General features: G+C 69.5%; 14 protein-coding genes, 1 tRNA gene and 1 pseudogene. 10 read left to right on the forward strand and 6 right to left on the reverse strand.

What is annotated here, in order from left to right; translation table 11 throughout:
• From ABEB28_RS38335 to ABEB28_RS38350, 4 genes and pseudogenes are all read right to left on the reverse strand, one after another.
• A pseudogene (locus ABEB28_RS38335) lies at nt 1-1,036 on the reverse strand (hypothetical protein); the annotation flags it as partial.
• A 56-nt stretch (nt 1,037-1,092) separates the two neighbouring features.
• Nucleotides 1,093-1,395, reverse strand: a complete 303-nt coding sequence (locus ABEB28_RS38340) for a hypothetical protein (RefSeq protein ID WP_345733214.1) — start codon at nt 1,393-1,395, stop codon at nt 1,093-1,095.
• The gene (locus ABEB28_RS38345) at nt 1,392-1,631 is read right to left on the reverse strand and encodes a hypothetical protein (RefSeq protein ID WP_345733215.1); all 240 of its coding nucleotides are present in this window, start codon (nt 1,629-1,631) and stop codon (nt 1,392-1,394) included. Before ABEB28_RS38345 ends, ABEB28_RS38340 begins: the two co-directional genes overlap by 4 nt.
• A gap of 287 nt (nt 1,632-1,918) precedes the next feature.
• Nucleotides 1,919-2,068, reverse strand: coding sequence for a hypothetical protein (locus ABEB28_RS38350; protein WP_345733216.1), 150 nt, complete (start codon nt 2,066-2,068; stop codon nt 1,919-1,921).
• A 422-nt stretch (nt 2,069-2,490) separates the two neighbouring features.
• Here ABEB28_RS38350 and ABEB28_RS38355 point away from each other — a divergent pair, with 422 nt between their 5' ends.
• Nucleotides 2,491-3,795 (forward strand): hypothetical protein, encoded by a 1,305-nt coding sequence (locus tag ABEB28_RS38355; protein ID WP_345733217.1) that lies wholly within the window; start codon nt 2,491-2,493, stop codon nt 3,793-3,795.
• Nucleotides 3,796-4,155: 360 nt separating this feature from the next.
• Here the strand turns inward: ABEB28_RS38355 and ABEB28_RS38360 are convergent.
• Nucleotides 4,156-4,237 (reverse strand) — tRNA-Tyr (locus ABEB28_RS38360).
• Between the two features lie 100 nt (nt 4,238-4,337).
• Here ABEB28_RS38360 and ABEB28_RS38365 point away from each other — a divergent pair.
• Nucleotides 4,338-4,829, forward strand: coding sequence for a YajQ family cyclic di-GMP-binding protein (locus tag ABEB28_RS38365; RefSeq protein ID WP_345733218.1), 492 nt, complete (start codon nt 4,338-4,340; stop codon nt 4,827-4,829).
• Between the two features lie 106 nt (nt 4,830-4,935).
• Here ABEB28_RS38365 and ABEB28_RS38370 read toward each other — a convergent pair whose 3' ends face one another.
• Nucleotides 4,936-5,376, reverse strand: a complete 441-nt coding sequence (locus ABEB28_RS38370) for a pyridoxamine 5'-phosphate oxidase family protein (RefSeq protein WP_345733219.1) — start codon at nt 5,374-5,376, stop codon at nt 4,936-4,938.
• Nucleotides 5,377-5,461: 85 nt separating this feature from the next.
• Here ABEB28_RS38370 and ABEB28_RS38375 point away from each other — a divergent pair, with 85 nt between their 5' ends.
• The 8 genes from ABEB28_RS38375 to ABEB28_RS38410 all read left to right on the forward strand — a co-directional run bounded on the left by ABEB28_RS38375 (nt 5,462) and on the right by ABEB28_RS38410 (nt 13,543).
• Nucleotides 5,462-6,610, forward strand: a complete 1,149-nt coding sequence (locus tag ABEB28_RS38375; protein ID WP_345733220.1) for a sensor histidine kinase — start codon at nt 5,462-5,464, stop codon at nt 6,608-6,610.
• Entirely contained in the window at nt 6,607-7,257 is a 651-nt protein-coding gene (locus tag ABEB28_RS38380) for a response regulator (RefSeq protein WP_345733221.1), read from the forward strand. The genes ABEB28_RS38375 and ABEB28_RS38380 overlap by 4 nt, the downstream gene beginning before the upstream one ends.
• A 270-nt stretch (nt 7,258-7,527) precedes the next feature.
• The gene (locus ABEB28_RS38385; RefSeq protein ID WP_345733222.1) at nt 7,528-8,757 is read left to right on the forward strand and encodes an alpha/beta hydrolase family protein; all 1,230 of its coding nucleotides are present in this window, start codon (nt 7,528-7,530) and stop codon (nt 8,755-8,757) included.
• A 103-nt stretch (nt 8,758-8,860) separates the two neighbouring features.
• Complete coding sequence (locus tag ABEB28_RS38390) at nt 8,861-9,142, forward strand: GlsB/YeaQ/YmgE family stress response membrane protein (protein WP_345733223.1); 282 nt, start codon at nt 8,861-8,863, stop codon at nt 9,140-9,142.
• 321 nt (nt 9,143-9,463) lie between these two features.
• The gene (locus ABEB28_RS38395; protein ID WP_345733224.1) at nt 9,464-10,267 is read left to right on the forward strand and encodes an ABC transporter permease; all 804 of its coding nucleotides are present in this window, start codon (nt 9,464-9,466) and stop codon (nt 10,265-10,267) included.
• A 164-nt stretch (nt 10,268-10,431) separates the two neighbouring features.
• Complete coding sequence (locus tag ABEB28_RS38400; protein ID WP_345733225.1) at nt 10,432-11,700, forward strand: ABC transporter substrate-binding protein; 1,269 nt, start codon at nt 10,432-10,434, stop codon at nt 11,698-11,700.
• Nucleotides 11,700-12,632: a carbohydrate ABC transporter permease gene (locus tag ABEB28_RS38405; protein WP_345733226.1), complete on the forward strand. Its 933-nt coding sequence runs from the start codon at nt 11,700-11,702 to the stop codon at nt 12,630-12,632. The genes ABEB28_RS38400 and ABEB28_RS38405 overlap by 1 nt, the downstream gene beginning before the upstream one ends.
• Nucleotides 12,632-13,543, forward strand: a complete 912-nt coding sequence (locus ABEB28_RS38410) for a carbohydrate ABC transporter permease (RefSeq protein ID WP_376980345.1) — start codon at nt 12,632-12,634, stop codon at nt 13,541-13,543. Before ABEB28_RS38405 ends, ABEB28_RS38410 begins: the two co-directional genes overlap by 1 nt.
• The last annotated feature ends 170 nt before the right edge of the window (nt 13,544-13,713 follow it).

The following is a 13,713-nucleotide window of genomic DNA, read 5'->3' on the forward strand; positions in this document are numbered from 1 at the left end:
CAGGATCAAGGGGCAAGACCCGGGTGACCAGTACGACGAAGCCGGGTCCGCAGAACGATCCCGCGATCCCGCGCGGAGGAGGTCGCACGCCTGCACCCTGGGGCGTCTTCGGATCGAGCCAAGCGTGCGGTCGAGGCTGTCGGGCGGCGTATGGAGACAGCCGCGCGAGGTAGTCGCCAGGCGTCTCGGCTAGTCCCGGACGCAGGGCGTCCTCCGTTGGTACCAGACGATCGGGCACAGGTTCCAAGCCCGCCTGGCCGGTCATCGCGGGTGGCGGCGCTGATCGGAGGAGCCATCGGTCGCGGAGGTCCAGCGCTGAACCGACGAGCGCGGGCAACAGCCCTATCGCGGCGAACAGGCTGACGCCGCCGATGGTCCAGGTGACGTCGACGGCCTCGCCCCGTAGCGGTGGTGTGAGTACCCAGACCGTGCGGGTGTCGCCGGGCTTCTCGTCGTCGCAGTCGATTTCGGCGCCGTGACCGCTGCCGTCGGGGTCCTTCCACACGACGTCGCACGTGCCTTCGTCGTTGGCGGTGACGGTCGCCTGCGCGGTGTGACCGCCGACGATCAGCACTGTCCACCCCCCGACCCAGAGGGCGACCAGCGCATACGCCACGAACGGCCAGCGTCGCCCGACCATTCGCTCGGGTGCGTCGTCGGGGCCCCGGCCAGCGGTGAGCACTTGGGTCAGCAGGGCAGCGTCCTGCTCGTGCAAGACCAGTTGCGGGCTGCGTCCATCGGGCAGCGCGAGCCGCAGTGCGACGTCATCCGAGTCTGCCGAGGCAGCTGCCATCACGCGGCCGCCGGTTAGCTCCACCCAGCTTTGGGGCCGCCACCGGGCCCAACCCGCGCGCCCAGCGGAGACGAACAACCGGCCGCGGCGCGCTGTGCCGTGTCCGAACCCGAGGCGTGCCGTGCAGCGCGCAGTGCGGCCAGCATGAACGCCCGAGCGTCGGCGCGCGGCGCCCACCGCGCGCATGACGAAGAACAGCGCGCCGGCAAGCACTACGACGCCGAGCGTGATCAGCGATTCCACCCGGAAAGTATGCGTGACCTGCGAATTTGCGACCCGGCAGGGCCCGAGAGGCCAGCTCAATGCGGCGCGGGGCGCTCGCAGTCGGTCTGGTCTTCCTCGTCGTCGATCCAGTCGGCGAGAAGCTCACGCCGAAGCAACGCGGCCTGCACGGGGAGGGCGCCGAGTAGTTCTTCTCGGTTCGGGGCCTTGCTGGTCCGATAACACCACGACGTATCACCGTCGGCGTCCCGCGTCTCGATCAGGACGAATACCTCCTCGGCTACCTCGCCCTCGAGCAAGGGGTGGATCTGGATGTCAGGTAGGACGCGATGGATCGGGTATCGCTCCTCGGGGTCGAGCGGGGCTTCACTGTCGGTCATCGGATGCTCCCGGTGTGGGTGCCGCTCGTCCGGGTTGGAGTCCACTGCCCGCGGCGGTCCATGGGGACGATGTCGGGGGACTCGTCGAGCCGTGAGTAAGCGACGACGGGGTACTCCGGCTCGGTGGACACGAGTACGTCCAGTCCCGAGAACGTGTGGTGCCGGAAGAGTTCAGGGAGGACGCGGTGGATCGGGTATCGCTGCTCGGGGTCCAGCGGAGCTTCACTATCGGTCATCGAGTACTCCCTGGTAGGCGCCGCGGATCACCGGTGGGATCCCGAGGACTCGGTGCGCGGTTGCTTGGAGGCTTGCGCTACCCGCCGTTTAGCTGACTACGGCGATGCCGACGGTGGTGCTGTGGTACGCCAGCACGCCCGCTAGTACTGCGAGGGGCAGCGAGAACGCCCCGATACCAGCCCGGCGAGAGGCCCGGGAACCTGGACGCGATTCCGTTCGCAGTCGCGTAGCGCCACCGGCCCGAGGATGACGCCGCCGAGTCCGAGGGCTGCGACGAGGACCGCTGCTACTCCCAGGGGAGGAAGGAGATTCCGAGGTACCAGCCGCCGCTGACGAGAAGTCCGAGCAACAGGCCGCCGCAGCCGGACAGGAGCGCCGTCCGTGCCATCGCGATTGGTCCGCCCGGTGCGGGCTGGATCGAAGGCTCCCCGGTCATGCGTAGTCCCCTCCCTTCGGCGGTCGTGCGCTCCTTATCGGCTAGCGCGCGAACGATTCAAGCCGTCAACTTCGCGTACGGGATTCGCGAGATGCCGTCCAATCCGACGCGGACGACCCCTCCGCTCCGGGCGCCACGTGGAAGCGCCGCTCTTGCCAACGCGGGTTGCGCGGCACCGTGGGCGACATCGCTGGGAGAGCTGTCAGCCGTGGTGGGTCGACCCGTTGGAGAAGCCGCTGGTCGCGGGCGGACAGGGTGTGCTCGATGTCGGTGACGGGCACCTGGAGGGAGGAACGCGGCGGGGTTTTGGGGCGGACCGAGCGGAATGGCAGGACCGTGATTCGGCTCAGCGCCGCCGCCCGGTTGCCGATTCGAATGAAGTGACTCGGATCGACGCACCCGTCGGCGAGCAGGCTGCCGACGTGGAGCCTTCCGACGTCGTGGCGACATTGCTCCGGAACGGCCGCTGGAACGACGCGGCGACGTACTACCCCAACGTCGAGGACCCCTCCGCGGTCGACCACGCGTCACTCCTGCTGTCCGCTGGCCGTCCGGCCGAAGCGCACGCGCTGTTGACGGATCATGCCGCCGATGACGAAGACGAAGCCTGGACCGGTTTCGTCGACCAAGTCGACGCAGTGATCGGCGGCGATGCCACCCGGTTCCCCGATTTGGTCACGGCCGCCCAGAACCTGTGGCCGAGTCCGCTGCTGCTCCTGCTGATGTTGCGAGCCGCTGACGCCGCCGGACAACCTGACACCGGAACGCACTATGCCAAGCTGCTCCAAGAACAGCTCCCCGGCGACGTGGACGCCGCACGCGTGGTTGCCGTCGGCCTAGTCGGCGACGGCAACTACGCCGCCGCCGTCCACGTCATCGATCGCGCCGAACTGATCCGGTGTATCGACGAACCCGATCCGCTCGCCGCCACCCTTGACGAGCTCATCGCCGCTGGCGACAGGGCGAGTGTCCGTGCATTGGTCACGATCGGCCGGTTCATGCACCGCGAGCTCGATCCCACCCAACCGGTCACCGACGCAGACCGCGCCGCTCGGCAGCGGTGGCGCATCGCCTACCGCAACAACGCGCCGCATCGCTGGCGCCGGTACGCGCCGCACCTGGTCCTGTTCGCCGTCGGAGCCGCGATCGCGATCACGATCGGCAACGGTCTGCCCGTCGTGCTCGTCAGCGTCGCGCTCGGGGCATGGGTCCGGATCCGCCCGCTACCAGGCATGGACCTGCGGACCTCCCAAATCGTCCGTGCGACGGCCGACCCACTGCAGGCCCTCAAGAGCCGCACCTACCGCCCGATCGACGTGTTCACCTTCATCCTCACGCTGATGGCCGGGATCGCTCTGGTGGCCCAGCTACCGCGACTACCGCATTGGGTTGAGCCGCTTGAGACCATCACGGTGGTGGCGATCGCCTTCGCGGCGGCTCGTGGCCGGCGTCGATGGGTGCGCTACGAACGACAACGTCTGGCTCTGCCGCCACCCGACCCCCACACCTGCCGCTGCCTCGACACGACCGCGCTGCGTGGCGAGGGCACCCGCGGCTACGTCTTCAACCACCTGTTTCCGGTCGGCACGGTGCCTGCCGCGCCCCGCTGGCAGGTCCTGCAGTGCCTCCAGACCCACGCCCGGTATCTCGACTTGCCCCATGCCGAGCTCACCCTCCGGCTGCCGGCAACGCCCCCACGACACCGAGTGCCGACGCACGGCCCCTGATGATCGGTCTACGGCTGCACGGCATCCGCCCCGGACTCTCGCCCGCAGCACGGCGCACTCGCCACGTGCGGGTGGGCTGCCCAGCTGGGGTCGCGCTATGCGCTGGACCGGCAGCGGACCCGGGCCGAATCCGAAAGTTGCCGGGCGGACGTGCGGCGCATCCGCGCCTCGCGGATCGGCCCCAACGGCGCCGAAACCGCCTCGGATGTTGTCCGCCGTGCGTCCGGCCGCACTTATAGACCGTGGAACACAGCTAGACACAACGGGACACCCAGGGTGCCCCACATCCGCCGAAGCCGACGGACACGAAACGGCCCCTGGTCAGCGTTTCCGCTGGCCAGGGGCCGTTTTGCCTGCGTGTGGCGGGTGAAGGATTCGAACCTTCGTAGGCTAAGCCGACGGATTTACAGTCCGCTCCCTTTGGCCACTCGGGCAACCCGCCTAGGGTCTTGCACGTGCTGCACTGCCAAGAGGCAGGATAGCCAATGACCTAGCCCGGGCACCAATCAGGTACCCGACACGACCGGGAGGAGCAGTACACCGTGGCGGACTCGTCGTTCGACGTCGTCAGCAAGGTCGACCGGCAGGAGGTCGACAACGCTCTCAACCAAGCCGCCAAGGAACTCAGCCAGCGATTCGACTTCCGCGGCACCAACGCGACGATCAGCTGGGCGGGTGAGGAAGCGGTCACGCTGCAGGCCGACACCGAGGAACGCCTGCTCGCGGCGCTCGAGGTGTTCAAGGACAAGCTCGTCAAGCGCGGCATCAGCCTCAAGGCGTTCGACGTCGGCGAGCCGCAGCAGTCCGGCAAGTCGTACAAGGTGAGCGGGACGATCGTCCAGGGCATCGAGAGCGAGAAGGCGAAGAAGATCGCGAAGGCGATCCGGGACGAGGGCCTGAAGGGCGTCCAGGCGCAGATCCAGGGCGACCAGTTGCGCGTCAGCGGCAAGAAGCGGGACGACCTGCAGGCGGTCATCGCCCTGCTCAAGGGCCAGGACTTCGGCATCGCGCTGCAGTTCACGAACTACCGCTGAGCTGCGCAGACCTCCCGGAACGATGTCCGATCACGTGATCCGACATCGTTCCGCAGGAGCGCGGAGGGCGCCGCGCCCACGCGGGCGACGGTGGGGTGCACCTGATTCAGTTCGAGTACACCCGGTCCGGCGAGATCAGGACCGCGGTGCGGCGCTCCTCCCGCATCACCCGGTCGTACTCGTCGAAGTCCTCGTGCACCCCGCCGGCGGCGGTGAAGATCTCCCGGAGCAGCAGCCGTAGGCGCTCGTCGTCGACGCCGCCGACCGGGTCGTCCGGGCCGATCAGCCGGGTACGCCCTTCGACCGCGACCCACTCCCAGCCGACCCGTAGGACGAGGGTCGTGTGCGGCCGAGCCCGGAGGTTCGCCAGCTTGCGGGTGCCGCCGCGGGCGACGTACCCGACGACGGGCTCGCCGGTCACCGGGTCGCTCAGCACTCCGGCGTTCACCACCGAGGACTGGACGGTTCCGTTCTCGCGGGTGGTGGAGACGACGCTGAGTCCGTGGTCCCCGGCGACGAGCCGGGCGACGTCCGTGAGGTCGGCCATGCCAGGACTGTATGCCTTCCGGCGTACTCCGGATCGGCCTCGCGGCAGACGAGGGCGTCAACCGTCGCGTCCTACGCTGACCACGATGGTGAGCGAACGGGTCGAGTCGTGGCTGCGCCGACGTCCGGTGGTGGCCGACGCGGGGCTCGCGGTGCTGCTCTGGTCGCTGGACCTGCTGCTACAGCCCGACCGGCGGCTCCCCGTGATCTTCTCCGGCTTGCTGGCCTGTGGCGTGCTGCTCCGCCGTGCCCGGCCGGTGTGGTGCGCGGCCCTGGTCACCGCGGTCGCGTTCGCGCAGTGGCTGGTCCTCCCGGAGCGGGGCTTGCTCATCGCCGACCTGGCGGTCCCGCTCGCGGTGCACGCGACGGCCGCCTACGGTCCGCGCTGGGCCGCGCGCACGATGCTCGCCGCCGGTCTGGCCGGAGCCGCGCTCGGTTCGCTCACCTGGCCGCCGGTCGCCGAAGCGTCGGCCGGCAGCCACGCGTTGTTCGCGGCGGCGATGGCCGGGTTCGTGCTGGCCGGATGGGCGCTGGGGTCCCTGCGCCGGGTTCGCGAGGAGCGGGTGGCCGCGCTCACCGAGCGGGCCCGGTTGCTCGAGGTGGAGCGCGACCAGAAAGCGCTGCTCGCGGTGTCGGCGGAGCGCACCCGGATCGCCCGCGAGATGCACGACGTCGTCGCGCACTCGCTGGCGGTCGTGATCTCGCAGGCCGACGGCGGACGATACGCGGGCTCACCGGACGCGGCCCAGGCCGCCCTGGCCACGATCGGCGAGACCGGTCGACGGGCGATGGGGGAGACGCGCCGGCTGCTCGGCCTGCTGCGGGACGGCCCGGATCCACTCTCCCCGCAGCCGGGGCTCTTCGACGTTCCCGCGCTGGTCGACCAGGCCCGCGCGGGTGGGCTCGACGTCGCGCTCCGGCTCGACCCGCCTCCGACTGCGGTGAGCACCGGCCTCGGCCTGGTCGTCTACCGGATCGTCCAGGAGAGCCTGACCAACGTCATCAAGCACGCCGGGCCTGCGGCCCGCGCCTCGGTCGAAGTCTGCTGGAACGGCTCCGAACTGCACCTACGTATTGCGGACGACGGACGCGGACCCGTCGGCGCTACGGGCACGAGCGGGCACGGTGTGGTGGGGATGCGGGAACGCGCGGCGACGTACGGTGGCACGGTGCGGACGGGGCCGAGACCGGGCGGTGGGCACGAGGTGTATGCGTGCATTCCGGTTCCGGCGTGATCACCGTCCTCCTCGTCGACGACCAGCTGCTGGTACGCGCCGGGTTCCGCCTGGTCGTCGACTCCCAGCCGGACCTGACCGTGGTCGGCGAGGTGGGCGACGGACGAGCGGCGGTCGCGGAGGCGGCCCGGCTGCGGCCGGACGTCGTCGTGATGGACGTCCGGATGCCGGTGATGGACGGGATCGAGGCGACGCGGCGGATCACCGCCCAACCGGATCCGCCGAAGGTGGTCGTGCTGACCACGTTCGACGTCGACGAGCACGCGCTGGCCGCGATCCGGGCCGGCGCCAGCGGGTTCCTGCTCAAGGACGGGGCGCCGGAGGACATGCTGGCGGCGCTGCGGACCGTCCACGCCGGTGACGCGGTGATCGCGCCCTCCACGACCCGGCGGCTGCTCGACACGCTGGCGCCGGCCTCGGATCCGGCCGCGGTGCGAGCCGTCGCGTCGCTCACCGACCGGGAGCGGGACGTGCTGGTCGCGATGGCGCGCGGCCGCTCCAACGCGGAGATCGGCGAGCAGCTCATCGTCTCCACCGGCACGGTGAAGACGCACGTGGGGCGCATCCTCGCGAAGCTCGGTGCTCGCGATCGAGTGCAGGCGGTCGTGGCCGCCTACGAGGCGGGCCTGGTTCGTCCCGGTCGCTGAGCGCGTCCGGCTCTGCCGCAGAGACAGATCGGTTCCGCCGCAGAGTCAGACCGCCTCTGCCGTGCGGCAGACCCGGATCCGGACCGTCGGCAGACGCGGCGGACCTGCCCAGGAACCTAGCGTCGAGAAGGCCCCGACCACTCCGGTCCGGGCGTCTTCGGCCCGGGTCGGCCGGGTGCCGGCGCGTTCCGCCCGGTCTCCGGACGGCCGACCGCGCCGCCCCCGCCCGGCCGCCGCACGTCGCGGTCCGGGTCGACGCGAAGGAGAACGATGCGCCTCACTGCCCCTCGCGCGGCGTTGGCAGTCGCCGCAGCCGCGACCGTGCTGGCCGGTACCGCCGCCGCGGTGGCGCCCCCCGCTACGGCGGTGCCGCTTGTTGCGGCGGTACCCACGAAGGCCCGGCCGGCCGCGCCCGCTCTGCTGACGCTGCCGGCGCCGACCGGTCGGTACGCCGTCGGCACCGTTCCGCTCCACCTGATCGACACCGCACGCACCGATCCCTGGGAGGACGGGCGGCGACACCGCGAGCTGATGGTGAACGTCTGGTACCCCACCCGGAGCACTGCGGGCCGCCCCCGCGCCCCCTGGGTCACGCCCGCTGAAGCCGGACCCGTCGGCCGGGACGTCGTCCAAACCCTGACCGGCGCGCCGGGTGACGTCCCCGGCCTGGCCGCAGTGCGTACGCACGGCGCAGTGGGAGCGCCGGTCGTTGAGCGGCCGGGCGGTCACCCGGTGGTGTTGTTCTCGCCGGGCTACGGCGCGGAGCGCAACTCCAGCGCCGCGCTGGTCGAGGACCTGGCCAGCCGCGGGTACGTGGTGGTGACGATCGATCATCCGCACGACGCCATCGCGGTCGAGTTCCCCGGTGGGCGGGTGGTGCCCAACACGATCACCGCGCTGCTGGAGAAGCACCCCGATCAGCAGGACGCGCTGGTCGCCAAGATGGTCTCCACCCGGGTCGCCGACGCCCGGTTCGTACTGGACGAGTTGGAGCGTCGCAACACCGGCTGGATGCGGCTGACCGACGTCGGCATGGTCGGGCACTCGCTCGGTGGAGCCACCGCAGCCCAGGTCGCGTACGAGGACGAGCGAGTCACGGCCGGCGTCAACATGGACGGCAACCCGTACGGCTCCGTGGTCACCGCCGGTCTGGACGAACCGTTCCTGCTGGTCGCCTCGTCGAGCACGACGCGTGCGACGACCCCGGCGTGGGGCACGTTCGCGGACAACCTGCGCGGATGGCACCGGGAGATCCGAGTGGCCGGCACCGAGCACCTGAGCTTCCACGACATCGTCCTGGCCCGGGCGACGCTGGCGCGGCTACCCGGGGTGGCGCCGTCCGTCCTCACCGAGGCGTTCGGAACGCTCGACGGGCGCCGTGTCGTCGCGGTGGAGCGGGCGTACGTGGGCGCGTTCTTCGACCTGCACCTGCGGGGGACCGACCGGCACCTGCTCGACCGGCGCTCACCACGGTTCCCGGAGGTCACTTTCGTCGCCTGACCAGGGAATCTCTCAGGGCTGATCTCCGGTGCTTCCCCGATAGGCGCCCGGCGGACGCGGGGCGACCCTTGGAAGTACGAATCCCCGTCCATCGGAGAGTGCCGTGGAGATCGACGGAATCATTTCTGCCTTAGTAGTCGGTGCGATCATCGGCGCGCTCGGTCGGGCGGTGCTGCCTGGCCGTCAGCGGCTCGGCCTGCTCATGACGTTCGTGGTCGGTGTCGTCGCGGCGCTGCTCGGTACCGCCGTGGCCAGCGTGCTCGGCGTCGCGGAGACGCCCGGCGTCGACTGGATCGAGCTGGCCTCGCAGATCACGCTCGCTGCCGCCGGCGTCTCGGTGATGTCCGGGACGAAGGAGCGCCCGAAGATCACCAGCGGGCGTTAGAGCTCCTCGAGAACTCCTGGTCGTGCGTCCCCCCACGCGCGACCAGGGTCCAGTCCCGCCCGGCCGGTACCGACCCCGCCGGCCGGGGTGCCGCTCGGCCCGCGTCCGACCCGCGCGGTCCGGTGCGGTGACGGGTGGCCGTCCGCGGCCCGGCACTGCCCATGCCGGGCCGCGGACCGGCCGATAGCGCGGTCCGCGTCCGTCGTCCGGGTGGGACCCCCGCCGCCGGTCACCCCGCGACCGCAGGCGCTCCGGCCGCTGCACGGCCGAGGCACGGCAGGTCGGCGAGTGGCCGGCTGAGGCGCCGGGCATGCTGAGCGGATGTCGTCGACGATGCTCGAGGTGGGACCGCGGCTCGCGGTCGCGCTGGTAGTCCTGACGCTGATCGCCGCGGTGGTCGCGGGTATCGGACAACTCGGCCCGTGGCGCTCGATCCCGGTCGCGGCGGTACGCGCCACCGTCCAACTCGGTGCCGTCTCGCTGCTCATCGCCGCGATCGTCTCGTCGCTCTGGTTCACCGCGCTGTTCGTCGTCGTGATGGTCGGCATCGCCGCCTGGACCTCCGGACAGCGGATCACCCGGGCACCGACCCGTCCCGAGCGCGTCACTGCCGCACTCTGGGCGGCGCTGCCGATCGCATCCGGCAGCCTCCCCATCGTTCTCGGGCTGATCGCGGGCGGCCTCGTCCCGGTGCAAGGCATCGCGATCGTCCCGATCGCGGGGATCCTCATCGGCGGCGCGATGACCGCGACGTCGCTCGCGGGACGCCGGGCGCTCGACGAGTTGGAAACCCGCCACGGCGAGGTCGAGGCAGCGCTGTCGCTCGGCTTCCCCGATCGGGACGCCGCCCTGGAGATCTGCCGTCCGTCGGCGGGTCAGGCGCTGGTGCCTGCGCTCGACCAGACCCGTACGGTCGGCCTGGTCACGTTGCCGGGCGCGTTCGTCGGGGTGCTGCTCGGCGGTGGGAGCGCGGTCGAGGCCGGCGCCACCCAGCTGCTGGTCCTGATCGGACTGCTGGCCGTCGAGTCGATCGCGATCGTCGTAGTCACCGAACTCGCGGCGCGCGCCCGGCTGACCCGCGAGTCCGCCACCGGGCGCCAAGGAATTGGTGAGAAAACGGGGTAATCGGCGCTGCGATAAGCCGCAGTTCTCACCGATTCATGAGGCGGTTTCGACCCGTCGTGGCAGGGGTAGGGGCGTCGTACCTCTTTCAGCCCCTTTCTCTCCTCCCTCTTACGACGGTGTTGAGCCCCCGTCTCCGACGGGGACAGAAACGGTCGGTGATGCCCGTGTCTGTCGACCATTTGCGCCTCCGGACCGGCCCGTTCCTGCTGGGCCTGCTCCTCGTCGCAGCGACGTTGACCGCCTGTTCCGGCGGGGATTCCCGGACGACGATCACGTTCTTCCAGTTCAAGCCCGAAGCTCAGGCCTACTTCCAAGACCTCGCGCGGCAGTTCGAGGCCGCGAACCCGGACGTGCGGATCGTCGTCGACAATCCCGCGGAGCCGGAGACCGCGCTCCGGACCCGTCTGGTCAAGAACGACGTACCGGACGTGATGTCGCTGAACGCGAACGGTCCGTTCGGCGAATGGGCGACCGCCAAGATCTTCCGCGACTTCCGCGACGAACCCATCGTGGACGACGTCAACCCGGCCTATCTGGAGGTCATCCGGAACCTGGGTCAGGGTTCTCGCGGCGAGGTCAACGGTGTCCCGTTCGCGGCGAACGCCAGCGGACTGCTCTACAACAAGCAACTGTTCGCCCAGCACGAGGTCGCGGTTCCGCGGACGTTCGACCAGTTGATCGCCGCTGCGGAGAAGTTCAAGGCCGCCGGGATCACCCCGTTCTACGGCATGCTCGCGGACTACTGGACCGCGCAGTCACCGCTCGCGCCGCTGACCGCCCAGACCCAGGGCGACACCTTTTTCGAGGACCGGTTCGCCGGAGAGACCGACTTCCAGACCGGCTGGCGCGAGGCGATGGAGAAGCTCGCCCAGCTGTTCCGGTACACCCAGCCGGACCCGCTCTCCAAGGGTTACGAGGACGGCACCGCAGCCTTCGCCGCGGGCGACTCCGCGATGCTGCTGCTCGGCAGTTACGCGGTCCCGCAGATCCGGGCGAGCAAGCCGAAGTTCGAGGTCGGCAGTATCCCGCTGCCGGCTACCGACGATCCGTCGAGGACGACGCTCGTCTCCGGCGTCGACGTCGTGCTGACGGCGTCGCGCAACGGTGAGCACCCGGAGGAATCGCAGCGCTTCATCGATTTCCTCATGGGGGAGAAGGTCATGAGCGATTACTGCAAGGCCCAGGTCGCCGTTCCCACCCGCAAGGGCCTCACGAACACCGACCCGGCGCTGGCCGACGTCCAGCCCTACGTCAACGCCGGCCGGATCGTCGGCTTCACCGACCACCAGTTCATCTTGGCGATCCCGCTCGGGCCGCTGCTGCAGGAGTTCCTGCTCGACGGCGACGTCGACAGCTTCCTCCGCGACCTCGACGATGCCTGGGACAAGGTCGCGAAACGGCGTACCTGGGGCCTCGGGGCGGTGACGAGCTGATGGCCGTCGACACCCCCACCCGGCCGGACTCCGCCCCCGAAGCAGCGCCTCGCCCGGCGCGCCCCGACCGGACCCGGATCCCGCGCGCCTTCTACGTGATGGTGCTGCCCGCGTTCCTGTTGTTCTTCGTCTTCCACACGATCCCGGTGCTCCAGGGCATCTACTACAGCTTCACCGATTCCCCCGGGTACGGACCGGCCGAGTTCGTCGGGTTCCGTAACTACATCGCGTTGTTCACCGACGGCCGGGTGCTGCACGCCTACTGGTTCACGCTGCTCATCGCCGCGGTCGCGACGATCCTGGTGAACGTGATCGCGCTGGCGATCGCGCTCGGCCTCAACAGCAAGATCAAATTCAAGACGACGCTGCGCGGGGTCTACTTCATCCCGAACGTCCTGGCGATCCTCGTCGTCGGCTACATCTTCAGCTACCTGTTCAACAATTCGCTGCCGGCGCTGGCGACCAGCCTCGGCATCGACTCACTGTCGACCTCGCTGCTCACCGATGCGAAAACCGCTTGGATCGGGATCGTCATCCTCGCGGTCTGGCAGGCGGCGGCGTTCAACATCATCATCTACATCGCCGGCCTGCAGACCGTTCCGCAGGAGCTCTACGAGGCCTCGGCGATCGACGGGGCATCTCCCTGGCGGCAATTCCGGAGCGTCACGTTCCCGATGATCGCCGGGTTCTTCACGATCAACATGGTGCTCTCGCTCAAGACGTTCCTGCAGATCTTCGACCACATCATCGCGCTCACCAATGGTGGGCCGGGCACCGATACCGAGTCGGTGTCGGTGCTGATCTACAAGGGCGGCTTCCAAGGCGGCGAGTACGGCTACCAGAGCGCGAACTCGGTGCTCTTCTTCGTCATCATCGTGGTGCTGTCGATCACGCAGTTGCGAGTCCTGCAGCGGCGGGAGGTGTCGGTCTGATGTCGGCATCCGTGCTCGGACCCTCCACTCAGGCGGGTCCCGTTCCAGTCCCGGACGAGGGACGTCGCCGCTTCCGGTGGCGGCGTTCGGAGGAGCCGTACAAGGTCAACTGGTGGCTCACCGCGCTGCTGGTGGTGCTCGCCCTGACGATCATGATCCCGCTGTACTTCGCGATCGTGACGTCGCTGAAGACCACCGATCAACTCGGCGGTACCGGCTTCGGGTTGCCCGACCGCGTGCGCTGGTCGAACTTCGCCGACGCCTGGCGGCTGACGAACTTCCCGAACGCGGCGCTGAACAGCGCGATCATCACCGTGGGCGCGGTCGTGCTCACCCTGTTCACTAACTCCATGGTCGCGTACGCGATCGCGCGGAACATGCATCGGCGGCTGTTCCGGATCCTGTTCTACTACTTCGTCTCCGCGCTGTTCGTACCGTTCCCGATCATCATGCTGCCGGTGGCGAAGCTGACCGCGATCCTGCACCTGGACAACCACAGTGGGCTGATTCTGCTCTACGTCGTCTACGGGCTCGCGTTCAACATCTTCATCTTCACCGCGTACATCAACTCGATCCCGCGTGAGTTGGAAGAGGCGGCGGTGACCGACGGCGCGAGTACGTGGGGTGTGTTCTGGCGGATCATCTTCCCGCTGCTCGCCCCGATGAACGCGACGGTGGGAATCCTGACCTGCCTGTGGGCGTGGAACGACTTCCTGCTGCCGCTGGTGATCCTCTCGGATCCGGGTTCGGCGACGCTGCCGTTGGTGCAGTACGTCTTCCAGACCCAGTTCCAGACGAATTATCCGGCGGCGTTCGCCAGCTATTTGATGGCGATGGCTCCGTTGCTGATCGTTTATCTGTTCGCGCAGCGCTGGGTCATCTCCGGCGTAACCCGCGGCGCCATCAAGTAGTGCACGGCCCGCCGAGGGGCGAGCCTGACGGCCGCGCGCAAGGCCTTGAGACCACACAAAGGTCGAGGCGGCCTTGCGCGGGACGCCAGCCTCGTCCTCGGCGGGCTCCAGGTTCAAGCAAGTACAACTGCCCGGCCGTCAGGCTCGCCCCTCGGCGGGCCGCCCACGGT

Source organism: Cryptosporangium minutisporangium (assembly GCF_039536245.1).
In the GTDB taxonomy this organism is placed as follows: domain Bacteria; phylum Actinomycetota; class Actinomycetes; order Mycobacteriales; family Cryptosporangiaceae; genus Cryptosporangium; species Cryptosporangium minutisporangium.